This window comes from Paenibacillus sp. 102 (genome assembly GCF_039549175.1).
Classification (GTDB): Bacteria; Bacillota; Bacilli; order Bacillales; family Bacillaceae_G; genus Bacillus_A.
On the sequence record NZ_JBCGHT010000003.1, the window covers coordinates 279,128 to 305,954 of the forward strand.

The following is a 26,827-nucleotide window of genomic DNA, read 5'->3' on the forward strand; positions in this document are numbered from 1 at the left end:
AAGGAAGGGAAAGATGAAACTTTTTCATACAGCGGATTGGCATTTAGGAAAACTTGTTCACGGTGTATATATGACCGAAGATCAACGGATTGTTTTAGATCAGTTCGTTCAAGCTGTACAAGAAGAAAAACCAGATGCCGTTATTATTGCAGGTGATTTATATGACCGAGCAATTCCACCAACAGAAGCAGTAGACTTATTAAATGATGTATTACAAAAAATAGTGATTGATTTACAAACACCAGTAATCGCGGTAGCAGGGAATCATGATAGTCCAGACCGTATTCATTTTGGGAGTAGTTTAATGAAGAAACAAGGGTTACATATTGTGGGACAATTTCAATTTCCTTATGAACCAGTTGTTTTACATGATGCGTATGGAGAAGTACATTTTCATTTGATCCCATATGCTGATCCAAGTATTGTTAGACATGTGATGAAAAATGAAGATATTCGCTCTCATGATGATGCGATGCGTATTTTCATGAATGAACTTTCGGAAACAATGAATCAAGAAGCAAGACATGTATTTGTGGGACATGCATTTGTTACTTCTTCAGGTGAAGCAGAAGACAACACGAGTGATGCAGAGCGTCCGCTTTCAATTGGTGGTGCTGAATACGTAAATAGCCACTATTTTGACAAGTTTCATTACACAGCGCTTGGTCATTTACATCAAGCGCATTTTGTACGTAATGAAACAATTCGCTATTCAGGGTCACCACTTGCGTATTCTATTTCTGAAGAGCGCCATAAAAAAGGGTATTATATTGTTGAATTAGATGAAACGGGACAAACGACAATAGAGAAATGCTTATTTACACCTCGACGCCAAATGCGAACAGTAGAAGCGAAAATAGATGATTTATTAAAGCATCCGACAAGTGAAGATTACGTTTTCGTCAAATTATTAGATGAAAATCCTGTACTACAGCCAATGGAGAAAGTTCGTTCTGTCTATCCAAATGCAATGCATGTTGAACGCTCTATGCAAAGAAGAGAATTTACAGAAACAAATGAAGTTACTGTTTCTAGGCATAAAACAGATGACCTATCTCTTTTGAAAGCTTTTTATAAAGAAATGAAGGGCGCAGATTTATCAGAAGAAAAAGAACGTCTTTTCTTAGAAGTATTACAAACAGTGCAAGAACGGGAAGGTGAACGAGGATGAGGCCATTGCAACTTATTATGACGGCGTTTGGTCCTTATAAACAGCGAGAGATGATTGATTTTAGTGATTTAGGAGATCATCGTATTTTTGCGATTTCAGGAAATACAGGAGCGGGTAAAACGACGATATTTGATGCGATTTGTTATGTGTTATATGGAGAAGCGAGCGGAGAGGAACGTAGTGATACAAGTATGCTTCGTAGCCAATTTGCTGATGACAACGTATATACGAGTGTAGAATTAATCTTTCAATTGAAAGGTAAACAATATGAAATTAAAAGACAACTTGGTCATAAAAAGCAAGGGAATAAAACCGTTACTGGGCATGCTGTTGAATTATATGAGGTAATAGGTGATGAGAAGGTTCCATGTGTAGACCGTTTTCATGTGACAGATGTAAACAAGAAGGTTGAAGATTTAATTGGGCTTAGTAAGCATCAATTTAGTCAAATTGTTATGCTTCCGCAAGGAGAATTTCGAAAACTACTAACATCTGAAACGGAAAACAAAGAAGAAATTTTACGGCGTATTTTTAAAACAGATCGTTATAAGTTAATGCGTGAATTATTGGATCAAAAACGGAAGCAGTGGAAAGACGTCTTGCAAGAAAAGCAAAAAGAAAGAGAACTATATTTTCGTAATGTCTTTAAGTTGCCGGTTCGAGATGGTTCGTTGTTAGAAACATTGGTGCAGCAGGAACATGTTAATACACATCAAGTAGTCGAAGCACTTGAACAAGAAACGAGTTGTTATGAAACAGAAGTTGAACAATTACAAGCGCAGCAAACAGTACAAACGCAGCAATTAAAAGCAATAGAAGTTCATTTTCATGCAGCGAAATCTGTTAATGAAAAATTCAAAGATTTAGAGCAGAAACAAGAGCAACAAACAACTTTACAAGAGAATCGTGCGCAAATAGAAATGCAGGAACAGCGTTTTAAACATGCAGAACAAGCAAAACGATTATTGCCATTCGAACAGTGGTATGAAGAAGCAGTACAAAGTGAACAAAATGCTGAACAATTACTGAAGCAAATAGTTGTTAAGAAGGAAAAGACGGCTGAAACCTTTGGACTTGCACAGGAGAAATATGAAGAATTAAAGGGCAGGGAGTCTGTACGTGAAGAAGCTAAGAAAAATGTGCAAAGATTGGAAGAGTTACAGCCAATTATTGCTTCATTGGCAGAGAAAAAATCAACATTGCAAAAAGCAGAGCTTCAGAGTGAAAAATTCAAAGCAGGTGTTCATAAGCTTGAGCAACAGCTAGAAGGACAAATATCGCAAAAACAACAAATAGCTGAAGAACTACAGCAGTTAGAAGTAGCACTTGAACAATATGTAGTAAAAGTGGAAGAACTAACAAACATGCGAGAAGATGCGAAAGTCTTAAAGCAAGCATATGATGTTTGGAAAGAAAAACAAACATATGAACAAGAAAAACAAGCTGCTTGTCAAAGAATGGAAATAGCTGTGAAAGCGTATGAAGATATGGAACGCCGCTGGCTAAACGAACAAGCAGGTGTGTTGGCTCTTCATCTTCATGACGGGGAATCCTGTCCAGTATGTGGTAGCATGAATCACCCGAAGAAAGCTACAGAATTGGGAGATTCCATCGATGAGAAGCAGCTTAATGAGCTGCGAGAAAATAAGAATGTTGCCGAAAAATTGCACGTTCAATTAGAAGAAAAATGGAATTTCTATCGCTTGCAATATGAACAAGTAATAGAAGAAGTCGTGAAGCGTGGATATCGCTCAGAAGAATTAGTTGAAACATATCGAGAATTGGTACAAAAAGGAAAACAACTAGCAGCTGAAGTAAATACATTAAAAGCAAGCGAAGAAAAACGTAAACAATTGGCTTCAAGTCTAAAAGGATTAGAAGAACAATTAGAAGAGTTACAGAAGCAAAAACGTGAAGCAGAGGCTATGCAGCATCGCACTGAAATAGAGTGTATAGAAATTCGTACATCTTATGAACATGATCAACAAAAAATCCCTGAAAGCTTACAAACGTTAGAAGCATGGAAACAGCAATTTAACAATGCTATTAAAGAACTTCGTCTGATGGAAGATGAGTGGAAGAAAGTACAAGAAGCTTATCAACATTTGCAAAATGAAAATATACGTGTACAAGCTGAGTATGATGGGGCTGTGAAGCAAGTAACTCATACAAAAGAAAAGAAAGAAGAAACTTTACTTCGTTTTACGACAGAGCTAAAGCAAGGTGGATTTATTGATCAACAAGCTTATAAAGAAGCAAAATTAACAGATGTAGAAATGAAACATCTGCAAGATCAAATTCAAAAATACTATTCATCTCTTGAAGTATTAGCGAAGCAAATTGAAGAACTAACAAATGAATTAGCCGGGAAAGAATGGACGGATATTACAGTTCTAGAAGAGCAGATGAAAGAACTAGAAATTCAGCTTGATATTACAAAAGAAAAGCGCCAGCGTGCTCAAAGTGCAGTTGCATACATTTCTGATTTACATGAAAATATTAAACGAATTGATGAACAAATTCATGAAGAAGAAAAAGCTTTCCAAGAACTTGTTGATTTATATGAAGTCATGAAAGGGGATAACGAAAGCCGTATTTCCTTTGAGCGTTACATTTTAATTGAGTATCTAGAACAAATTGTTCAAATTGCCAATGAAAGACTTCGTAAACTATCAAATGGACAATTTTATTTAAAACGAAGCGAACGAGTTGAAAAAAGAAATCGACAAAGTGGGCTAGGGTTAGATGTATATGATGCATACACAGGCCAAACACGTGACGTAAAAACATTGTCCGGCGGAGAGAAATTTAATGCATCGCTTTGTCTAGCGCTTGGTATGGCAGATGTGATTCAAGCGTATGAAGGCGGTATTTCTATCGAAACGATGTTTATCGATGAAGGATTTGGCTCACTTGACGAAGAGTCACTAACAAAAGCAGTCGATGCATTAATAGACTTACAAAAATCAGGACGATTTATCGGTGTGATTTCGCATGTACAAGAGTTGAAAAATGCAATGCCGGCAGTGCTTGAAGTAACAAAGCAGAAGAATGGTTGTAGTCAGACGAGGTTTGTGGTGAAGTAACAGTCTCTCTAACGCTTTTGTTACAAAAGAGGGGATGTTTATCAATCCTTTAGATAAAGATTCTAGTGTGTTGTATTACAAAGACATTGTTTTTGTAAAATCATTAGAGCAACCAAACTGTGATGAATTAAAAGAAGTACTTACAAGACGGATTAAGAATTCCTTTGATATGATGGAACTTTCAGAATCAACAATTACATTTGAAGAAATGGTTGTAAGAGTATAAGAAAAAGAGTCAGCTTAGGCTGGCTTTTTTTTGTATATTGTATTACAACAGTGAAATAACTTACTTGGAAATTTAATAAGAGAGAAGAAGTGAGTAGAACTACCCATCAATACCCACTATGAAAAAATATCAATATAATTTTATGGCGGATTAGTTTAGAAAAAAGATGTAACTAGCCATTTTTAAATAAATTCGGAGTTCTTAATAAAATTTTTCAGAAATTTATTGAGAAATTTCATGGTTAATCAAATGGGTTTTATTGTAAAATAAAGGTTTTTATGTAATTGATGATGAATTTTGTGATAGTTAATTAGGAAATTTGAAAGTTCCATTTTAATTTTTTGATCTGTTATTTTGACAGAAATTAGGATTAGAAAAGGCTATATTTACAATGAAAGTAAAGACTGATTTATGTAGATAAGTATGGAAGTATAATGAAATGTTTTATCTGAAAAATAAAAAAAGATTGACAAACTTATTGAGAAACATTATCATTTCGGTGTAATAAAAGAAAATGAAAATCATTATCAATCAATCGTTTATGAGTATTATCTAGGTTAGTGTGGAAAAATTAAGATTAAAATACACTTGACTGATCAGTTTACTATGTGTATTATTTTTTGTGAAAACATTAATTGATAATGATTATCAATATCATATTGTGTTTTTCTATATGGGGTTCGTCTTTTGCAAGACAGAAGTATATAAGAATCTAATAGATTCTTGCAAAGAAAGGAATTGAGAATATGGACCTTAGGGAGTTTGATGGGAAAGTTGCTTTAGTTACGGGTGCAGCACAAGGAATTGGGGAGACTGTAGCGAATATGCTTGCGGAAAGAGGAGCAAAGGTTGCAGCGGTTGATAAAAATATTTTAGGTCTCAATAAGCTTTCCGATTATCATGCAACCAGGGGCAGCTCGTTGAAAGCATTCGCTTTAGACGTGAGTGATAGTTCTGCGGTGGAAGACACAGTAAATCAGATTGAGGATGCAATGGGGCCGATTGACGTTCTAGTAAACGTTGCGGGTGTTTTGAAGATGAATGCAATTCACTCTTTAAGTGATGAAGATTGGGACAAGACTTTTTCTGTAAATGCTACAGGAGTGTTTTATGTATCCAGATCGGTAAGTAAACGTATGATGTCACGTAAATCTGGTGCGATTGTGACTGTAGGGTCAAACGCAGCAAGTGTTCCTAGGATGGAGATGGCTGCGTATGTAGCGTCGAAAGCTGCTGCAACGATGTTTACCAAATGTCTTGGTCTTGAACTTGCGGAATATAATATTCGCTGTAATTTAGTTTCTCCTGGTTCAACTGAGACAGAAATGCAGCGCCTACTTTGGAAAGATGGAAATGGAGCTAAAAACATTATTGCAGGCTCACAAGATACATATAGATTAGGAATTCCATTAAAAAAAATAGCAACGCCTTCTGAGATTGCTGAAGCCGTTCTATTTTTAGCCTCAGATAAAGCAAGTCATATTACAATGCATAATCTATGCATTGATGGCGGTGCTACTTTAGGAGTTTAAATGAAATATAGGAGGTTTAAAATAATGAATCATACAACTGCTTTAAAGGAGTTAGCAACAAAATTACTAGATGATTATAAAGCTGGATCTTCATTCTTTTTTGCTTCACCGTACCGCACAATACTTGCTGAGGGAACATTTGCTACGGTGAAACATAGTCAGGCAGAAAATTTTCCTGAGATGGTTCATGCTGTACTAAATAACGCGAAGCAAGCTGGGCACCATAATCCTATTGTTGTAGGAGCGCTACCTTTTGATCGCACCGAAGCGGTACAGCTCGTTGTACCTCAAGAGAGCAGGCTAGCAGAGCGTCTACAATTTGATTTTACAGATCGAATGCAGCAATTACCTGCACTTACATATGAAATGAACCCTATCCCGGCACCTGCAGAATATATGCGCGGTGTAGAGCAAGGGGTAGCGAAAATAAAGAGCGGTGACCTAAAAAAAATCGTTCTATCTAGATCACTAGATTTAAAATCTCCAGAAAAGGTTGATATTCAAAAACTGCTTCGTGATTTAGCACAGCACAATCAACATGGGTATACGTTTGCGGTAGATTTACCCAAGAGTGAAGAAGGAGAGAGTTGTGATGTTTCATCAAAGCGTAGTCGTACACTTATAGGAGCGAGTCCAGAGTTACTTGTTTCACGGAGTGGAATGCAGGTCATTTCTAATCCACTTGCAGGATCTAGACCTCGTAGTGAAGATCCTGTAGAAGATAAAAGACGAGCAGATGAGTTGCTTTCTTCGGCTAAAGATTTACATGAACATGCTGTTGTTGTTGAAGCAGTAGCTGCGGCGCTTCGTCCGTACTGCCGCACATTACATGTTCCAGAAAAGCCATCATTAATAAATAGTGAAGCAATGTGGCATTTATCTACTGAAGTAAAAGGAGAATTACTTGATGCATCAGTGTCTGCGTTAGAATTAGCACTTGCACTTCATCCTACACCAGCAGTTTGTGGAACTCCGACAGAAGAAGCTCGTGAAGCTATTAACGAAATTGAGCCGTTTGATCGCGAGTTTTTCACGGGAATGCTTGGTTGGAGCGATTTGAATGGTGACGGTGAATGGATTGTTACAATTCGTTGTGCGGAAGTTGAAGAGAATTCACTTCGTTTATTCGCAGGAGCCGGTATTGTTGCGGAGTCAAAACCTGAAGATGAGCTAGCTGAAACATCAGCTAAGTTTCGCACAATGCTTCGGGCTATGGGATTAAATGATGAATTTTTGAAATAGAAGTTATAGGGGGATAAATGATGTTAACAGGATGCCGTGAGTGGCCAAAAGAGTTTGCAGATCGATATAGAGAGAAAGGTTGCTGGCGCGGAGAGACCTTTGGAGAGATGCTGCGAGAACGTGCAATGAAACATGGTGACCAGATTGCAGTGACAAGTGGCGAAAATCACTTAAGCTATAGTGAACTGGACAAAAGGGTGGATCGCTTAGCTGCAGGATTTCTAAATTTAGGAATTAAGCAAACGGATCGAGTGGTTCTTCAGTTACCAAATATTACGGAGTTTTTCGAAGTCTGCTTTGCGCTGTTTCGAATTGGTGCACTTCCAGTTTTCGCTTTGCCGTCACACCGAAGTAGTGAAATAAGCTATTTTTGTGAATTTGCTGAAGCGACTGCTTATATTATTTCTGATAAACAACTTGGATTCGACTATCGAAAACTTGCAAGAGAAGTAAAAGAAAAAGTTCCAACGCTGCAACATGTAATCGTTGTGGGAGAGGCGGAGGAATTTGTAGGAATTCGTGATCTTTATATGAATCCGGTCAATCTGCCAGAAGTAAAATCTAGCGATGTAGCTTTCTTGCAATTATCAGGCGGAACAACAGGGTTATCTAAATTAATCCCAAGAACACATGATGACTATATTTATAGTTTAAGAGTGAGTGCTGAAATTTGTAAACTGGACCAAGATAGTGTGTATCTTGCTGTCCTTCCAGTTGCACATAACTATCCCCTTAGTTCACCAGGAATTCTCGGAACGTTATATGCTGGAGGAAGAGTTGTTCTAGCTTCTGGAGGAAGTCCTGATGAAGCGTTCTCTCTTATTGAGAAGGAACGTGTCACGATTACAGCACTTGTGCCACCCCTTGCAATGGTATGGCTGGACGCAATAGTTTCACGCAATAATGATTTATCTAGCTTGCAAGTTTTACAGGTAGGCGGCGCAAAGTTTAGCGCGGAAGTGGCCAAGCGTATAGGTCCGACATTCGGTTGTACATTGCAACAAGTATTTGGTATGGCAGAAGGACTAGTAAATTATACAAGACTTGATGATCCGGAAGAAATCATTATTCATACACAAGGAAGACCAATGTCAGCGTTCGATGAAATACGTGTAGTTGATGAAGATGATAATGATGTGAAGCCAGGACAAGTTGGAAGTTTATTAACTCGCGGGCCATATACAATCCGTGGATATTATAAAGCTGAAGAACATAATGCGAAATCCTTTACTTCGGATGGTTTTTATCGCACAGGGGATCTTGTGAAAATCAATGAGCAAGGTTACTTAGTAGTGGAAGGGCGCGATAAGGACCAGATTAATCGTGGTGGTGAGAAGGTTGCAGCTGAAGAGGTTGAAAATCATTTGTTAGCTCATTTGGCTGTGCATGATGTAGCAATTGTGTCTATGCCTGATGACTATTTAGGGGAGCGTACTTGTGCTTTTGTAATAGCTCGCGGGCAAGCACCTACTGCCAAGGAGTTGAAAATATTTTTAAGAAATCGAGGAATTGCAGCATACAAGATTCCAGATCGCATCGAATTTATCGACTCATTTCCACAAACTGGTGTTGGAAAAGTGAGTAAGAAAGAATTACGAAAAGCAATTGCTGAAAAATTAAAAACTACTATCAATTCGTAGAGTTTAAATATTATTCATAATTCGGAAGGAAGTGATTAGATGGCTATTCCAGCTATCTCAGTATATCCAATGCCATTAGAGTCAGATTTACCAAATAATAAAGTAACGTGGAAGCCAGATCCAAAACGAGCAGTTCTTCTAATTCATGACATGCAAGAGTACTTCTTGGATGCATATCATGCAGAGGAATCACCAAGAGTAGAACTAATTTCAAATATACACTTGATCAGAAAAACATGTAAGGAACTTGGTGTTCCAGTCGTTTATACGGCACAACCAGGTGGCCAAACGTTAGAGCAAAGAGGATTATTACAAGATTTCTGGGGATCAGGCATTCCTGAAGGGCCTCATAAACAAAAAATTGTAGATGAGCTCACTCCTGATGAGAATGATATTTTTCTTACAAAATGGCGATACAGTGCCTTTAAGAAAACAAATCTTCTAGAAATTTTACAGGAACAAGGGCGCGATCAGCTTATTATTTGCGGAGTGTATGCACATATCGGATGCCTCTTAACAGCATGTGAAGCATTTATGGATGGAATACAACCATTTTTCATTGCTGATGCGGTTGCTGATTTTTCACAAGAACATCATAAACAAGCTTTGCAGTATGCATCTGATCGATGTGCAGTGACTACAATGACAAGCTTATTAGTAGCAGATTTACAGAGTTTAACAGAAACTTCTAAGGTAGAAGAGAATATAGGATTCACAATACAATCAGTGCGTGAACAAGTTGCTGAATTGCTTCGTGAATCACCAGCAGATATTGGGGATAATGAAGATTTATTAAATAGAGGGCTCGACTCAGTTAGAATTATGAGTTTAGTAGAGCAATGGCGCCAAGTAGGTGTAGAAGTTACATTCGCAGATTTGGCTGAGCGTCCAACAATTTATGACTGGTTTCATTTGGTGTCCTCTCAAAAGGAAAAGGTGCTGTCAAATACAGATAGATAAAGGAGTAAATACGAATGTCTCATTGTCAAAAGGTTCGTCATTCATTGTCAGGTGCGCAAACGGGCATGTGGTTTGCGCAGCAACTTGATCCAGAAAATCCAATTTATAATACAGGTGAGTATATAGAAATACAAGGTTCAGTTGATGTAAAAACATTTGAATTAGCTGTGCGTAAGGTTGTAATGGAAGCTGAATCTTTACATGTCCACTTTGAAGAAGATGAGAAAGGGACATGGCAAGTTATTGATACTTCTCCTAAATTTCATATGCATATTATCGATGTGAGTAAAGAGGAGAACCCTCAAAAAGCCGCTGAAGCTTGGATGGAAGTAGATTTATCTACACCGGTTAATCTGAAAAAGGACAAGCTTTATACGGAGGCACTTTTTAAAATCGATTCGAATCGTTTCTTCTGGTATCAGCGCATTCACCACATTGTGATGGATGGCTATGGCTTTTCGTTACTTGCAGGACGAGTAGCAAAAGTATATACGGCATTCATGAATAATCAATCGTATGATGAGAGACCATTTGGTTCTTTACATACCATTTTAGAAGAGGACGCTACATATCAGGCGTCAGAGCAATTTGAGAAAGATCGTAGCTTTTGGTTAGAACGATTCCAAGATCAACCAGAAGTAGTAAGTTTGGCGGAACGCGCTCCTAGAACATCGAAGGAATTTCTTCGCCAAACAGCACATTTGTCTCGTTTAAGTACAGAATCCTTAAAAAAGGTTGCACATGATTGTAAAGTGAACTGGCCGGATCTTATCATCGCTGCAACTGCTATCTATATACAAAAGTTAACAAGTGCGGAGGATGTAATTTTAGGTTTACCAATGATGGGACGTTTAGGGTCAGTGTCAATTCATACTCCTGGTATGGTTATGAATGTTGTTCCACTTAGATTGTCTATAAGCTCTAATATGAGTTTTGCTGAGGTTGTAAAGCAGGTTTCTAATGAAATTCGTAATATACGTCTGCATCATAAGTATCGTCATGAAGAATTACGCCGAGACCTTAAATTATTAGGAGAAAATCAAAGATTATTTGGCCCGATAATTAATGTCATGCCATTTGATTATAGTCTGAGTTTCGCAGGAAATCATGGTGTTAAACATAATCTTTCAGCAGGTCCGGTTGATGACCTTTCAATAAATGTGTCAAATGAGTTTGGCGGAAATGGCTTCAGGATTAATTTTGATGCAAACCCTGAAGTATATGGCTTAGAAGAGTTACTAACTCATAAAAAGAGATTTATGAATTTTCTGGGAAATATTTCAGATCTTCAGGTAGATTCACCGATTGGCAGACTAGAACTCTTACTTCATGAGGAACGCAAGCAAGTTTTAGTAGAGTGGAATCAAACTGCGAAAGAAAGTTCATTCGTAAGTGTACCTGCTCTCATTGAAAAACAAGTAAGTAAATCTCCTGACTCTGTTGCTGTAGTATGTGATGGAATAGAACTTACTTATAAAGAATTAAATGAACAGGCAAATCAACTTGCTCATTTCTTGTTAGAACAGGGAATTCAATCTAAGCAATTTGTAGCGTTAGCATTTCCAAGATCTGTAGAAATGGTTATCGGGATGTTAGCAGTTCTGAAGACGGGAGCAGCGTATTTACCAATTGACCCAGAATATCCAGAGGATCGAATTACGTATATACTAAGCGATGCTCAGTCTGCTTGTATTCTAACACATTCTTCTATTTTGGCTAATCTACCGAATGAGGATCATACACAAAGAATCGTACTTGATAATAAGGATACAAAAGAGCAGTTAAGAGGATATCCGAAAAATAATTTAGATTCATTTGATAGTGGATCACTTTTAAATCCTGCATACACAATTTATACTTCAGGTTCAACGGGTAGACCAAAGGGTGTAGTTGTGCCGATGCAAAGTTTAAGTAACTTTTTACTGGCAATGCAAGATCAATTTTCATTACATGTGAATGACCGCTTGTTAGCTGTTACAACCTTTGCATTTGATATTTCCGCTTTAGAAATTTATTTACCACTTATTAGTGGAGCAAGTGTTCAAGTTGCCCAAAAAGAAACGGTTCAAGATTCTTTAGCTTTAACAGAGATCATCCAAAAGAAAAATATTACAATTATGCAAGCTACACCAACACTTTGGCACACGCTTGTAACAGATTATCCAGAAAGATTAATAGGACTTAAAGTTCTTGTTGGTGGTGAGGCGCTTCCATCGAATCTAGCGTCGCGGTTAAAAGAATTAAATTGTCATGTTACAAATCTTTATGGACCAACTGAAACAACAATTTGGTCAACTTTCATGGATATGAATGAAGCAGAGAGTGGTACACCTTCTATTGGAAGACCGATTTGGAATACAGAGGTGTATGTACTGGATGCTGGGTTACAACCAGTATCACCTGGAGTGGTGGGAGAACTATACATTGCTGGTACGGGGCTTGCCCATGGATATTTAGGAAGGCCAGAATTAACAGCTGAACGATTTGTTGCGAATCCATTTGGGAAACCTGGTACACGAATGTATCGCACAGGTGACCTTGTTAAATGGCGTAAGGATGGTTCGTTAGATTATGTGAGCCGCGCTGACCATCAAATTAAGATACGTGGATTCCGTATCGAGTTATCTGAAGTGGAAACTGTATTATCTCAGCACCCTCATGTGGAGCAAGTCGTTGTAATTGTTCGAGAAGATCAACCTGGTGATAAACGTTTGGTTGCTTATATTGTACCTGATGTTGAAGGAAATCTTGACCTTGCAGAAATTCGAACATATGCAGCAGAGAGTCTACCAGGTTATATGATACCGGCAGCAATTATGATTATGTCTGAATTACCATTGACACCAAACGGCAAGATTAATCGGAAAGTGTTACCAGCGCTTGACTTTAATTTGTTTGTCAGTGAACGTGTAGCTAGAAATCCACAAGAAGAAATTTTATGTGATTTATTTGCGGAAGTACTTAGCATAGCGCGGATTGGAATTGATGATAATTTCTTTGAAATAGGCGGACATTCTCTGTTAGCTGCCCGGTTAATGGGACGTATTCGTGAAACATTAGGTGTGGAATTAGGCATTGCAAAATTATTTGAATCACCTACAGTCGCTGAACTCGCTAAACAATTAGATAGCACGCAGAGTGCAAGGCCAGCTATTCAGAAGGTAGAGCGTCCAAAAGAAGTACCGCTTTCTTTTGCACAGCGTCGTTTATGGTTCTTGAACTGCTTAGAAGGTCCGAGTCCAACTTACAATATTCCAGTAGTCATTCGAATGTTTGGTGAATTGAATCGAGAAGCTTTACAAGCTGCATTTTATGATATTGTCGATCGACATGAGACACTTCGAACTATTTTCCCTAACACGCTTGGTACGTCATATCAGCAAATTTTGGGGACCGCTGAGGCAAATCCTACTTTAATTGTTACGCAGACAACTGAGTCAGAATTACCTAAGGTACTTGCTGAAGCTGTAAGATATAGCTTTAATCTTGCAGAAGAGCCAGCTATTCGTATGGAACTTTTCGAAATAAATCCGGATGAACATGTGTTGCTTGTATTGTTGCATCATATTGTAGGGGATGGATGGTCATTAAATCCATTGTCAAGAGACCTAGCGGCTGCTTATCAAGCACATTGCAAAGGTGAATCAGTTCAGTGGAAGTCACTTCCAGTGCAGTATGCCGATTATGCCCTTTGGCAACAAGAACTATTAGGAAATGAGAGTTTACAAGATAGTCTTATTTCACAACAAATTGAGTTTTGGAAAGAAGAGCTGAAGGGATTACCAGATCAACTGGAGTTACCTACAGATTATCAACGTCCTGTGGAAACAAGCTATCGGGGAGAAACGATAGATTTTCATGTGAATCCAGAGTTACATGAACGACTATTAGAGCTTGCTCGTAAAAATGGTGTTAGCTTGTTTATGGTGTTGCAATCCGGACTTGCTGCATTACTTACACGATTAGGATCAGGAACGGATATTCCAATAGGAAGTCCAATTGCTGGGCGTAGTGATGATGCGCTTGGAAATATTGTCGGATTGTTCGTAAATACACTTGTATTACGTACAGATACATCTGGAGATCCTAGCTTTAGTGAACTATTAAGCAGGGTACGTAAAGTTAACCTTTCGGCATATGAAAATCAAGATGTTCCGTTTGAACGACTTGTTGAAGTATTAAACCCTGTGCGTTCGAGAAATAGTCATCCACTATTCCAAATTATGTTAGCTTATCAAAATACATCGGAGGCTACACTTGATATACCGAATCTAGAAACGCATCTTGAGATTAAGAGTGTTGGTTCTTCAAAGTTTGATATGACGATAGAAATAAGTGAACGTAGTACATCTGAAGGTCATCAGCCAAATGGATTACATGGTTTACTTGAGTTTAGTACAGATTTATTTAAGCGTGAGACAGCTGAAAAATTTGTGAGTCGTTTCATTCGTTTATTAGAAGGTGCAGTACAAGATCCAGAACAATCTATTGGACGTTTGGAAATTTTGGAAGAAGAAGAGCGTCAAACAATACTTGAAAAATGGAATGGTGGTTTTCAAATTGCGCCTGAAATGACGCTACCGGAATTGTTTGAGAAACAAGTTTACTTAACACCAAATGAAATTGCTGTCGTATTTGAGGACACTACACTAAGTTATACAGAATTAAATAAGAAATCAAATAAACTGGCACGTCTGTTAATTGAAAAGGGAGTAGGCCCAGAGCAAATGGTTGCTTTGGCGATGCCAAGATCTCTTGATATGGTCGTAAGTTTGTTAGCAGTTTTAAAAGCAGGGGCGGGATATTTACCGCTAGATCCTGATTATCCAACAGACCGAATTTCATTCATGCTAAGCGATGCTAAGCCTGTTTGTATGATTTCGAACAGGGAAGTGACAATAGAGAGTGAAGAAATCGAAGCGATTGTAGTAGATGATCCCAAAACAATGGACACATTAAACAAATATGGTGAAGAGAATATAGAAAATGTAGAACGAATACAGCCGTTATCACCTTTACACATCGCTTATGTAATTTATACATCCGGTTCAACAGGTAGACCAAAAGGTGTAATGATTCCTCATCAAAATGTTGTAAGACTATTAGGAGCAACTGATCATTGGTTCCAATTTGATTCAAATGATATTTGGACAATGTTTCATTCTTACGCGTTTGATTTCTCAGTTTGGGAAATTTGGGGACCGTTACTGTATGGAGGGCGTCTTGTTATTGTACCGCATACTGTAAGCCGTTCGCCTAGAGAATTTTTAAATCTACTTGTTCAGGAAAGAGTAACTGTTTTAAATCAGACACCATCAGCGTTTTACCAACTTATGCAAGCAGATCGCGAAAATGCCCAATTAGGGCAGAAGCTTTCTTTACGATATGTCGTTTTTGGCGGAGAAGCACTGGAATTAAGTCGTCTAGAAGATTGGTATAGTCGTCATCCAGAAAACACGCCTAAGCTTATTAATATGTATGGTATTACAGAAACAACTGTACACGTAAGTTATATTGAGCTGGATCAAAATATTGTATCCTTGCGAGCAAACAGCTTAATTGGATGTAGTATACCAGACCTTAAAGTATACGTATTAGATAACTACTTACAACCTGTACCACCTGGAGTAGTGGGGGAAATGTATGTTGCAGGAGCAGGACTTGCTCGTGGATATTTAGGTCGTGCGGGTTTAACGGCAGAACGATTTATAGCAGATCCATACGGAAAACCTGGTACTCGAATGTACCGTACCGGAGATTTAGCACGTTGGCGTCAAGATGGCACGTTAGATTATATAGGACGTGCAGATCATCAAATTAAGATTCGTGGTTTCCGAATTGAACTTGGTGAGATTGAAGCTGTTATGATGCAACATCCTCATGTTGAACAAGTTGCTGTCATTGTACGTGAAGATCAGCCTGGTGATAAGCGCTTAGTTGCCTATATTGTTCCGTCAGAACATGTAAGCATTGATACAGTTGAAATGCGCCAATATGTAGGGCTTAGTCTACCTGGTTATATGGTGCCGTATGCTTTCGTTATGATACGTGAATTACCTTTAACTCCAAATGGTAAGTTAGATCGTAAGGCATTACCAGCACCTGAATTTACGGTATCTACGATAAACCGAGGACCAAGAACACCAAAAGAGGAAATTTTATGTGAATTATTTACAGAAGTTTTGAATGTACCTCGAATTGGTATTGATGATGGTTTCTTTGATCTTGGTGGTCATTCCCTACTTGCTGTGCAGTTAATGAGTCGGATCAGGGAATCGCTAGGAGTTGAGTTAAGTATTGGTAGCTTATTTGCGGCGCCGACAGTTGCAGGGCTTGCCGAAAGACTTGAGATGGGGACGAGTCAAAGTGCACTAGATGTAATCTTGCCATTAAGAACAAGTGGTGGTGAGCTACCTATGTTCTGTGTACATCCAGCAGGTGGACTTAGCTGGTGTTATGCAGGATTAATGAAATCTTTAGGAAGCGATCATCCAATTTATGGTGTTCAGGCACGCGGTATTGCAAAAAGTGAAGAACTTCCAAAATCATTAGACGAAATGGCTGCTGACTATCTTGAGCATATTCGTGAAATACAACCACATGGGCCGTACAGATTGTTAGGTTGGTCTCTCGGCGGAAATGTTGTTCATGCAATGGCAACTCAGTTACAAAATCAAGGAGAAGAAGTTGAACTACTTGTCATGCTGGATTCTTATCCTGGTCACTTTTTACCAAATACAGAGGCGCCTACTGAGGAAGAAGCGCTTATTGCACTACTTGCATTAGGAGGATATGATCCAGATAATATGGACGGGAAACCACTTGATATGGCAAATGCTATTGAAATACTTCGCAGGGATGGTAGTGCATTAGCGAGTCTGGAAGAGGAAACAATTTTAAACTTGAAAGAAACATACGTAAATTCTGTTGGTCTTTTAGGAAAGTATGTTCCAAAACAATTCCATGGCAACATTGTATTCTTTAGATCAACAATCATACCAGAATGGTTTGATCCGATTTCTCCAGATACATGGCTTAGCTATATCGATGGGGAAATTGAACAATATGATATTGATTGCCGACATAAAGATTTATGTCAGCCAGGACCACTTACAGAAATTGGACAAGTATTAGCTAGTAGACAGCAAAGGGTGAAAGGGGTAAGTAAAGTATGACGAATCCATTTGAGAACGATAACTTTATGTATAAGGTGTTAGTAAATAAGGAAGGCCAGCATTCTGTCTGGCCAGCCTTTCTCGATGTACCAGTCGGCTGGGATGTTGTTTATGAACAAGATAGTAGACAGGCTTGTCTTGCGTATATCGAATTACATTGGAGTGATATGAAGCCAAAGAGTCTTCACTCACTTGAATGCGTTTCAGTAGGGGAGTAGTAATGAATTTGAAGCTGAATCCGAAAATTGTTGTTAGTGTTGTATATGTAACTGCTATGTTTATGGCTGCAATGGATGCAACGATTGTAAATGTAGCTCTGCAAACGATTAGTCATGAACTACAAGTTCCGCCTTCAGCAATGGGGACAGTCAATGTTGGATACTTAGTCAGTCTTGCTGTGTTTTTACCTATTTCTGGTTGGCTTGGAGATCGATTTGGTACGAAACGAGTATTCCTAATTGCCCTTTCTGTATTTACAGCAGCTTCTGCGCTATGCGGAATTGCTGATAATATTACTGCCTTAAATATATTCCGTATTATACAAGGTGCTGGCGGGGGATTATTGACTCCAGTAGGAATGGCAATGTTATTTCGAACATTTTCACCACAAGAAAGACCAAAGATTTCCAGGTTCATTGTTTTGCCTATTGCTGTTGCGCCAGCAATAGGGCCAATTGTTAGCGGGTTCTTTGTAGATCATATGTCTTGGCGCTGGGCATTTTATATCAATTTACCGTTTGGAATAGTAGCTTTACTAATTGGTGCGTTATTTTTAGTAGAGCATATTGAAAAAACTGCTGGGCGGTTGGATTTACCTGGTTTTATACTTTCTGCACCAGGATTTGCAATGTTGATATATGCAATGAGTCAGGGGCCATCAAAAGGCTGGGGTTCCTTAGAAATAATAGGGACAGGATTGGGTGGACTTTCGCTTATTATTCTCTTTGTATTTGTTGAACTTCGTGTGAAGCAGCCAATGCTAGATTTACGTTTGCTGCAAGATCAATTATTTCGGAATATGAGCCTCATTTCTTTATTTTCAGCTGCTGGATTACTGGGCATGTTATTTATATTCCCGCTTATGTATCAAAATGTGTTACATGCATCAGCGTTGGAAACAGGGCTCACCACATTTCCAGAAGCGATTGGACTCATGATTTCTTCACAAATTGTGCCTTGGTCGTATAAAAGGCTTGGACCACGTAAGTTAATCTCTCTTGGATTGTTGTGTTCAGCAATCATATTTGTTGTATTAAGCTTCGTGAATCAGGAGACAAATCCTTGGCTGGTCCGTATGCTACTGTTTGGCATAGGATTTTTCCTAGGTCATTCTGTAGGAGCTGTGCAATTTTCAGCTTTTAATAATATTCATCCATCTTCAATGGGGAGAGCGACAACCATTTTTAATGTGCAAAATCGTTTAGGTTCTGCCATCGGTGTTGCGATTCTTGCGAGTCTCCTAGCTGCTTTTGGAAATCATAATGTAAGTGAAGCTGGAAATGAGAGTACTAGTATTGTAGCGTATCAAATGTCTCTGCTTGGTGCAGCCATATTTCTATGCATTGCATTATTGTTTGCATTACGTATTCGTGATGTGGATGCAATAGCTACACCAAAGAAAAAAACGGAAGTCCAATCAAATGAATCTCATTCAAAAGCAGTTGCAGGTAAATAACTGAGGAAGGATCTACCCAGGTGTAATAATAAATCTGGGTAGGTTCCTCTATTACAATAGCAATGATAAAGTGAAACTTTAATCAGTTGGGGAGCTTCATCTCCCACTGATTATCAGCCCTCACGAATCGGGCTTTTACGGGCATTTGACCCCTTACCTAACTTCTTTGTTTTTGCCCAATTGGGAGGCGAAGGTCTTACTGCTCGTTAATGCGGGATAAAAAGTTAGAAGGGGAATCGCTAGTAAAGATATTTGTTGAAAGGCCGGAATAGATTTCATATTTTTTTAGTATACGTGTTGGATATGAAAAGGAGAGAATTTTTATGAAAGATTGGGAGATTGTAGATTCAGTACCAAAGCTAAGAAGCCATCATTGCCAAGTATGGTGGGCTCGAACTTCAGACTTGCAACCTTGGCACTATGATTTACTAAATGACACCGAGCGTGAGAAAGCAAATTTGTTCCATCAGTCTGAGGACCGAGCAAGGTTTATGATTGGCTGTGCAATTAGTCGATTGGTACTAGGAAAACAACTCGCAATGACCCCATTTCAAGTACCCATCGATCGAACCTGTTCAGTTTGTAAGTTAGCACACGGACGCCCGCAATTACCTGTAGGTATGCCGCAGTTATCTGTGTCACATTCAGGAGAACGAGTTGCTGTCGCGTTTACAACATCGACAGCGGTCGGTATAGATGTAGAACAAATAAATTCTAATATTGATGTACTTAAAATGGCGGTAGGGGTATTAACAGATATAGAAATCGCACGTTTACTGCAACTGCCAGTTGAAAGACAGGTTGAGGGATTTTTAACGTATTGGACACGGAAGGAAGCTATACTTAAGGCTACAGGGGAAGGGCTAATGATTTCCCCCTCTAATCTTACTGTATCGAATCCAGAGAATGTACCGGAACTCCTTGTTTTTAAAGAGGAGTCAACTCTTGTTGAAACTACAACTATGATGAATTTGCATCCTGGATCAGGATATATTGCTTCAATAGCTTTTTTAAACAAAGATGTAACAGAAATGAGGCAGTTTGATGCAGGGAAACTTTTGCAAAGTAGTAGATTTCTTACACATTAATGAGCAGTAACTGACTAGTTGATGGAAGTTTGTATCGATAATAGAACCGATACCTACCATAGTCATTTTCATATGAAGTAACTTTAAGAATATGTTCGTCTGAGTTAATACTAGATTATATAAATATAGAAGAGGTGTTAGTCATGTTAGTAGTGGAAAATAAAAAAAGAGAATTGGCTGATGCTACAGCAGTTAAAGTGGTTAAAGATCTATTGTTTTCTAAAGAAACGCTATCTATTGCATCTTTAGAAAATATTGTGAAAGATACAGTCCAGTTCAACGTTGTGGAACAAGAGAAGCTAGATCGAAAATATATTCCCAAGGAAGCGAAAAGCTTTTTTGATAAAAATGGAACATTTCTTTACAGAGTTTCATCTGTTAGCTATAAGGAGCAGGTGTTATCTGAAAATCTAATTTTTGCCGATACTTCACTTTTACCAATTGAAATTGTTAAAGAATTAGAAACTGGACACGTACCAATTGAAAAACTAATTGAGGAAATGGACATAAGAAAAAATATGTTATATCAAGGGTATCAACCTTCTGGAAACATTATTGAACTGTTTGATGGCTGCTTATTACAATCTAGTATATATCCTACGAGAAAATATCAAATCGTAAGTAACTGTAGGTGTTTATTTTATATTTGTGAAGTATATCATGCAGATAATATATATACGGTTATGAAATAAAATAATAAACCAGCCTAATTGGCTGGTTTATTATTATTTTACAGCTTCTTTTAATTCTTTTCCTGCTTTAAAGGCTGGAACCTTCCCGGCTGCAATTTGAATTTCTTCACCTGTTTGAGGATTGCGACCTGTACGTGCAGCTCTTTCGCGTACCTCAAATGTTCCAAAACCAATAAGTTGTACTTTGTCACCAGTCTGTAAAGCGTTTGTAATTGCATCAAATACAGATTGAACAGCTACCGAAGCTTCTTTTTGCGAAATATCGGCTGTTTGAGCCACGTTTTTAATTAATTCAGTTTTGTTCATTTTTTCACCCCTTATAAATATTTTTGTCTAGGTTTGTTTTTGTAATGAGTGATAGAACGTAGAAATATTGTTGAAAACATTGATAGAATCACATTGTTATCTTAAGTTCGGTGAAAGAAGCGGAATCCCTGCAAAGTATTGATGAATTTATTTTTATTACCTCTTTAGAAAGAAGGATTTGTATAGAAAATAATAAATTTACTATATAAAATAGAAGAAAGGGGGAAAGCAATTATGATTATTCGTACAAATCCAGACGAAATCATCTTAATTCGACAGCATGACCATGGTTTTTTAGCGGGAGAATTTGCAAAAAACTTTAGAAAAGATGTATTTGAAGACAAAACATATTTAAAAGAGTGTATTGATGCGATTTATGAACACGATAGAGGATGGATTGGCTTAGATAAAACACCAATTTGGAATGATGTAAAAGGTGTGCCGTATACGTTTATTGATTGTCCGAGCTCTTTGCGTTTTGTTTTTTATACGTTAGGTCTTAATGAGATTGAAAATGCAAACCCTTATGGTGCTATATTGTGTAGTAAACATTTTATATCATTTCCTCTTAATCAAGAAGATAAGGGAATGGTGAATTTCTATAAGCAGGAATTAGATCGCCAAAAGCAATTTTTGAAAACGCTAACAAAAGAACGACATGCCATGTTTGATAAGCATTATAAACTTTTGAAGTTTTGTGATGAGTTATCTTTATATGCTTGTATGAATGAACCTGGTGTAACGAAAAAAGAAGAAATTAATTTGTTTAAAGAGGGTTTTGAAGGAACTGAAATTTTTAACACTGTTACAAATAAACGGTTAACAGCTGAGTGGATAGATAAAGAAAAGATCCGAATTGCGCCGTTTCCCTTTGAATCAGAATGTAAGACACATGTAAGATATAAATCTATACAAAAAAATAGAATAGAGGAAATCGGTATTGTCAAAGCGGATGCGGAAGCCAAATTTCAAAGACAAGAATTACATTTTGTAAGGTAATAATCTGTGATGTAGGTGTACATAAAAAATCAAGTGAAGGGGAATCTGGTATGACGCATTACATAATAAAAAAATTTGATTACCATGTATGGAGAGTATATGCATAAAGAAATTATATAAGAGTGATACAAGCAAAGGGCATATCATTTCTATATGGGATACCCTTCGCTTGTAAATTTGATTAACTTGCAATCTTTTTATTTGAGTTTTTTAATTTCTCTGTTTGTAAGAATCGGTTTGTTTCTGCTACCACAACACCACTTAATCCAATTAGACCAATCAAATTCGGAATGGCCATAAGTCCATTAGCGATATCAGCGAATGTCCATACGATTCCGAGTTTTAAGTTGGCGCCAATTGCAATCATTACAATGAAGATGGCTTTATAGTATTGCACAGCACCTTGCCCGAATAAATAAGCTACACATTTTTCACCATAATAAGACCATCCTAAAATAGTAGAGTAGGCGAATAAAATGATTGCAATACCAAGAATCATGCTACCAGTATTGCCAAATACAGATTGGAAAGCAAGGGTTGTTGCTTCAACACCAGTTTTTCCAGATTTCCAGGCACCTGTTGTAATTAATACTAAACCAGTAATTGTACAAACGATAAATGTATCGAGGAAAGTTCCTGTCATTGACACAAGCGCTTGTTTGGCAGGTGAATCTGTTTTTGCAGCAGCTGCAGCAATTGGAGCACTTCCTAAGCCTGCTTCATTGGCGAATACTCCACGTGCCATTCCGATTTGAATAGCGGAAGCAACCGTTGCACCGATAAACCCACCAGCAGCTGCAGTACCTTGAAAGGCACCAGAAAAAATAAGTGAAAATGCTTCTGGAACTTGATCAAAGTGATAAAAAATGATTATAAGACCAGAAATCACATAAAAGAAAGCTTTAAGTGGAACGAAAAATCCAGTGACTTTCCCGATTTTTTTCACGCCACCTAAAATGACAATCGCAATTAAGAAAGCCATTAATATACCAGTTAAAGCAGGAGGGAACGAAAAGTTTATTCTCATAGCTTCTGCAACGGAATTCGATTGCACCATATTTCCGATTCCAAAAGAAGCGGTTGTCCCGAAAATAGCAAATAAAATAGCGAGCCATTTTTTCCCTAAGCCACGTTCTAAGTAATACATTGGACCGCCGGAATATTCGCCGTTTTCATTACTCACACGATATTTTACCGCGAGGATTGCTTCTGCATATTTCGTGGCCATACCGAACAAGGCAGTGATCCACATCCAAAATATAGCCCCTGGCCCACCAATTGTAACAGCTGTTGCGACACCAGCTATATTTCCCATCCCAATAGTTGCGGCCATTGCTGTCATGAGAGCTTGGAAATGACTAATATCTCCTGAAGAAGATGTGTCTTCTGATTTTCGAAATGCTAGTTTGTGAGCGTATAATAGTTTACTAAACTGTAAACCTTTTAGACGCACTGTGAGAATGATTCCAGTTCCAACTAGAAGGAATAAGGTCGGTAATCCCCATACGTAGTGATTGATTTGTTCTAATACTTTACTTACTGTCTCCATCTTTATTCTCCTTTTAGAAAAAATAAAAAACCATTTCACATGAAATGGTCTCTGGAGAAACAAGGAATAGAAAAATAAACCGATACAAATCGGCGTTTTCTTTCGCTTGTCTCTGTCCTTTTACCTGAGAGATTATCCGCTAATGCAGCGGATTTGCTCCTTCGGTGCTCTGTTTCCTCTGCACTATATGATAGGCGAGAGGGAGTCTCTCCAGAGATTCGTCCCCATGCAGTTCTACTTGTAACCAAGACCTGAGAGTTTCAAAGTTGAATCATCAACTTTTTGCCCCGTCGGTAGATCAATTGATCTTCTCCTGAATGGTTCATCCGAATTATGTGATTAAAAACTTAATTATATTGATATGAAATGATTTTTACATAATCAATAAACAACATTATAGGTTCCTTATAAATGAATTGCAATGATTTTTTATTGGAAGATACTTTTTAACAAAAGTTTTACGACTTGAAATGAAGAGAATTATTTCTGTGTAATCCCTAATATTTCTTCTATTTCATTTAAAGTGGATAACGCGATTACAATATGTTGGTCAGCAAGCCCTAAAGATTCTTTTGCATTATGTATACTTTCGTCTAACGGTGTTCCGTTTTTATCACTTTGTATAACAGATAAAGCGGCGTTTCCCATATAATTTGAAGCAGCAATAAATTCTTTTCTAAAGCTATTCATTTTCTTTTTTAAATTAGGATCATTCATATTGTTTTCAGCTTGAAAAGCATCCATTTTTGTAGCTAGCTCATTGTAATGATTAGCTACATTGTTCATTTTATCTAGTGATTCAGCTGTATTTATGTGGCTTGGATTTGAATTTATTTTAGTCCATGCTGGTAGCCATTCTCGCTCGACAATATTATCGTATTTTGTAGTAAAAAAATCGATTTGGGATTTTAATTCTCGTTGATAGATTTTTTTATCGATAGGTTCTTTTGTAGTTTGTATTTTTGTTTCTTTTGTGTAGTTCAAAAAAACAATAGCCCCAATGCTAGCGATAATTAGTATGTTAAAAAGCCAAAACCACCATTTTTTATAGAACGATTTTTTCATTTGGTATTTCCTCCTAATAGACAAAACACAAGATATATCAATCTATAATAACAAGTTACATAGTTGAAAGTTGTTGTATTTTGTCGAAAAAAGGGAAATGATTTGAGAAATAAATAATAATAGGATTATACAGTAAGAATTAGTAAAATATTAAATGATATTACTATTAATAACATATAGGGATGAGGTTTTCGATGGAGAAAAAGAGACGGAAAATATACTCTAATATTATTATGGTAGGAGTTTTAGGAGGGCTATTCGCGCTAATATTCATGACGAGAGAATCAAAAATTAAAGATTTTCCAGTTCCTATGTCAGCTATTCATATTGAAGATGACAATCAAGCAGATTATCAATACATAAGTCTAATGCCTATTTCAACAGTAAAGGGATGGGAGAACCTTGGAGAAGATGGGCATACTGTAGTATTTCAAAAAGGAGATAGGAAGGTGATTGTATTGCATTATCCAGGAGAAAATACGTATTATTTGTTTGAAGGATAGATTCAGATATTTTTTATCCTATTTCTTTATCATATTATTTTTAAAAAATAATAATCAAACTTTTGTATATGTGCTGAATCGGTTGCTAAAAATTATAGATTTATTATGAAAATACCTCTTTTATTAAATCATGTAGTAAATGTAAATACTGTAACAATTGTATCAAAATAGATAGATTTTTAGTTTTTTATTCTGAATTTTTTGATTCTTAATCAATTTCTATATAAAATGGGGATAACACTTTATATAGAAATGAGTTGATAGATTGTCAATTATTAAAAAAATAGGTCGTTTTTGTCCTGTGGATGATACGGGATACATTATAAATGATTCACATATCAATAAAATTCAACCAGTTTTTCTAGAGGTAATACAAGAAGTAAAGAATACGTGTTTTCAATCGTTACAGGATGATTTGTATAGCATTTACATTAGAGGGTCTGTTCCAAGAGGAATTGGAATAGAGGGGATTGCAGATATAGATACAATTATATTAGTTCGAAAAGCTCCTGAGGAAATAGATTTGGAATGGAGTGAAAATATAGAGCAACAATTGCTTCAAAAATTTGGTTGTATATCTGGGGTGGAATTAAGTTTTTATGCTGTTGAAGAAGTGTTACATCCCAGTCATTTTTCGTTTATAAGTTTTATGATTCAAACACATGGAGTATGTATATTCGGTGAAGATATAAGGTCACAGCTACCTAAATATAAAGTAAGTCAAGAATTAGCTCGTGAACATCTTATACATTTACAGTCACAAATCGAACAAGCTTGTGAAGAGTTAATTCATAATAAAGGCAGTGATGATATAACCGATTGTTGTCGCTGGATTATGAAGATAGTAGTTAGAGCGGGATTAGCATTAACAATTGATAAAGAAGGGCTTTATTCTAGAGATCTTTATCCAGCGTATGAGTTGTTCAGTAAGCATTTTCCAGAGCAAGAACAAAATATGAGGAAAGCACTGCAATATGCAGTTGATCCTATAGACGACATAACAGAAATTTTGTCTTTTTTAGAGTTATTGGGAGATTGGATGATAAAAGAAGCGAATTAGTATTTAAAAAACAATCAATTGAATAGATTGTAATTTTGTTATGTAAACAAAATGCTTGGTTTTTTAAATAGTAGGTGAAGAAATAGCAATCATTGCAAATGGAATACGGAATGTAGAATTAGGGGGATCTATATGTTATTAAAAATGATATTTTGTCAGGTAGAAAAAGAGAAAAAGGGTTTGTTTTCAGAGGCACAAGAGAAATGGAGAGGTTTACAAAATCTAGAGGGATTTCATGGACAACTTGGAGGCTGGAATGAAGATGAGGCCTGTGTATTTACTGTATGGGAAAACATGAATACATATCAAAAATTTATGAATGAAATGCATGATCCAATTTTTCATAATAGCAATCAAAAGGATACGTATGTATCTTGTGAAATAGAGTTATTTCAAACGCTATTTGATATAAAAGCTACTTCATTTACGAATGTACTTGCAAAAACTCCATTTGTCAGAGCAGCAGTTTGTGATGTGAAAAGAGGCAGGGAAGAGAACTTTTTACATATACAAGAAACAGTTTGGAATAAAGGAATGGAAAAATCAGAAGGAATGTTAGGCGGCGTTGTGGGAAGATCTCTTAAAAACTTCAATCGCTATGTCGTCCTTTCTTTTTGGGAAAATGAAATGTCACATCAGCGTTATGTGAAAGAAATTTTTCCTGATTTATATGAGTTAGCTAATATAACTGAGGATGTTGAAAATATAAATGGAAAGCAAGTTGCGTGTCTAAAAGAATGGTCAGTATATTAAGTATGAAAAAAGTGAATAAATGATGTTATATCTAGGGTAAATGCTTTTAGTAGTTATGGTTGTATGAATTGTTAGTTTGAAAGTAGAAGACGTACAGTGAATGTA

General features: G+C 37.1%; 19 protein-coding genes and 1 riboswitch. Of the genes, 16 read left to right on the top strand and 3 right to left on the bottom strand.

Annotated elements, in window-relative coordinates:
* Window positions 1-13: 13 nt before the first annotated feature.
* The 12 genes from AAIE21_RS10620 to AAIE21_RS10675 all read left to right on the top strand — a co-directional run bounded on the left by AAIE21_RS10620 (window position 14) and on the right by AAIE21_RS10675 (window position 20,487).
* Window positions 14-1,171, top strand: a complete 1,158-nt coding sequence (locus tag AAIE21_RS10620; RefSeq protein ID WP_343266736.1) for an exonuclease SbcCD subunit D — start codon at window positions 14-16, stop codon at window positions 1,169-1,171.
* Window positions 1,168-4,257 carry an AAA family ATPase gene (locus tag AAIE21_RS10625; protein ID WP_343266737.1) on the top strand — a complete coding sequence of 1,030 codons (3,090 nt, stop codon included), beginning with the start codon at window positions 1,168-1,170 and terminating at the stop codon, window positions 4,255-4,257. The genes AAIE21_RS10620 and AAIE21_RS10625 overlap by 4 nt, the downstream gene beginning before the upstream one ends.
* Before the next feature lie 34 nt (window positions 4,258-4,291).
* Window positions 4,292-4,483: a hypothetical protein gene (locus AAIE21_RS10630; protein WP_343266738.1), complete on the top strand. Its 192-nt coding sequence runs from the start codon at window positions 4,292-4,294 to the stop codon at window positions 4,481-4,483.
* Window positions 4,484-5,229: 746 nt separating this feature from the next.
* Entirely contained in the window at window positions 5,230-6,015 is a 786-nt protein-coding gene (locus AAIE21_RS10635) for a 2,3-dihydro-2,3-dihydroxybenzoate dehydrogenase (RefSeq protein WP_343266739.1), read from the top strand.
* 24 nt (window positions 6,016-6,039) lie between these two features.
* On the top strand, window positions 6,040-7,257 hold the full coding sequence (gene dhbC, locus AAIE21_RS10640) for an isochorismate synthase DhbC (protein WP_343266740.1): 1,218 nt from the start codon (window positions 6,040-6,042) through the stop codon (window positions 7,255-7,257).
* Between the two features lie 20 nt (window positions 7,258-7,277).
* Window positions 7,278-8,897 carry a (2,3-dihydroxybenzoyl)adenylate synthase gene (locus tag AAIE21_RS10645; protein ID WP_343266741.1) on the top strand — a complete coding sequence of 540 codons (1,620 nt, stop codon included), beginning with the start codon at window positions 7,278-7,280 and terminating at the stop codon, window positions 8,895-8,897.
* Between the two features lie 39 nt (window positions 8,898-8,936).
* Window positions 8,937-9,857: an isochorismatase family protein gene (locus tag AAIE21_RS10650; RefSeq protein ID WP_343266742.1), complete on the top strand. Its 921-nt coding sequence runs from the start codon at window positions 8,937-8,939 to the stop codon at window positions 9,855-9,857.
* A gap of 14 nt (window positions 9,858-9,871) precedes the next feature.
* On the top strand, window positions 9,872-17,032 hold the full coding sequence (locus AAIE21_RS10655; RefSeq protein WP_343266743.1) for an amino acid adenylation domain-containing protein: 7,161 nt from the start codon (window positions 9,872-9,874) through the stop codon (window positions 17,030-17,032).
* Entirely contained in the window at window positions 17,029-17,250 is a 222-nt protein-coding gene (locus AAIE21_RS10660) for an MbtH family protein (RefSeq protein ID WP_343266744.1), read from the top strand. The genes AAIE21_RS10655 and AAIE21_RS10660 overlap by 4 nt, the downstream gene beginning before the upstream one ends.
* Window positions 17,251-17,252: 2 nt before the next feature.
* Window positions 17,253-18,707 (top strand): MDR family MFS transporter, encoded by a 1,455-nt coding sequence (locus tag AAIE21_RS10665; protein ID WP_343266745.1) that lies wholly within the window; start codon window positions 17,253-17,255, stop codon window positions 18,705-18,707.
* A 323-nt stretch (window positions 18,708-19,030) separates the two neighbouring features.
* Complete coding sequence (locus AAIE21_RS10670; protein WP_343266746.1) at window positions 19,031-19,795, top strand: 4'-phosphopantetheinyl transferase family protein; 765 nt, start codon at window positions 19,031-19,033, stop codon at window positions 19,793-19,795.
* Window positions 19,796-19,938: 143 nt separating this feature from the next.
* A complete protein-coding gene (locus AAIE21_RS10675) occupies window positions 19,939-20,487 on the top strand; it encodes a cold-shock protein (protein WP_343266747.1) in 549 nt (182 codons plus the stop codon).
* A gap of 33 nt (window positions 20,488-20,520) precedes the next feature.
* On the opposite strand, the gene AAIE21_RS10680 is transcribed toward AAIE21_RS10675, so the two are convergent.
* The gene (locus tag AAIE21_RS10680; RefSeq protein WP_017149588.1) at window positions 20,521-20,793 is read right to left on the bottom strand and encodes an HU family DNA-binding protein; all 273 of its coding nucleotides are present in this window, start codon (window positions 20,791-20,793) and stop codon (window positions 20,521-20,523) included.
* Window positions 20,794-21,027: 234 nt separating this feature from the next.
* Here AAIE21_RS10680 and AAIE21_RS10685 point away from each other — a divergent pair, with 234 nt between their 5' ends.
* A complete protein-coding gene (locus AAIE21_RS10685) occupies window positions 21,028-21,792 on the top strand; it encodes a DUF3891 family protein (RefSeq protein WP_343266748.1) in 765 nt (254 codons plus the stop codon).
* A gap of 181 nt (window positions 21,793-21,973) precedes the next feature.
* Here the strand turns inward: AAIE21_RS10685 and AAIE21_RS10690 are convergent, their stop codons facing one another.
* Both AAIE21_RS10690 and AAIE21_RS10695 read right to left on the bottom strand, forming a co-directional pair.
* Window positions 21,974-23,341, bottom strand: a complete 1,368-nt coding sequence (locus AAIE21_RS10690) for an alanine/glycine:cation symporter family protein (protein WP_343266749.1) — start codon at window positions 23,339-23,341, stop codon at window positions 21,974-21,976.
* A 102-nt stretch (window positions 23,342-23,443) separates the two neighbouring features.
* Window positions 23,444-23,565: riboswitch (glycine riboswitch) on the bottom strand.
* A 256-nt stretch (window positions 23,566-23,821) separates the two neighbouring features.
* Entirely contained in the window at window positions 23,822-24,406 is a 585-nt protein-coding gene (locus AAIE21_RS10695) for a hypothetical protein (RefSeq protein ID WP_343266750.1), read from the bottom strand.
* Window positions 24,407-24,600: 194 nt separating this feature from the next.
* Here AAIE21_RS10695 and AAIE21_RS10700 point away from each other — a divergent pair, with 194 nt between their 5' ends.
* The 3 genes from AAIE21_RS10700 to AAIE21_RS10710 all read left to right on the top strand — a co-directional run bounded on the left by AAIE21_RS10700 (window position 24,601) and on the right by AAIE21_RS10710 (window position 26,722).
* The gene (locus AAIE21_RS10700) at window positions 24,601-24,909 is read left to right on the top strand and encodes a hypothetical protein (RefSeq protein ID WP_343266751.1); all 309 of its coding nucleotides are present in this window, start codon (window positions 24,601-24,603) and stop codon (window positions 24,907-24,909) included.
* Between the two features lie 265 nt (window positions 24,910-25,174).
* Window positions 25,175-25,969, top strand: coding sequence for a nucleotidyltransferase family protein (locus AAIE21_RS10705; RefSeq protein ID WP_343266752.1), 795 nt, complete (start codon window positions 25,175-25,177; stop codon window positions 25,967-25,969).
* Between the two features lie 132 nt (window positions 25,970-26,101).
* The gene (locus AAIE21_RS10710) at window positions 26,102-26,722 is read left to right on the top strand and encodes a DUF4937 domain-containing protein (protein WP_343266753.1); all 621 of its coding nucleotides are present in this window, start codon (window positions 26,102-26,104) and stop codon (window positions 26,720-26,722) included.
* The last annotated feature ends 105 nt before the right edge of the window (window positions 26,723-26,827 follow it).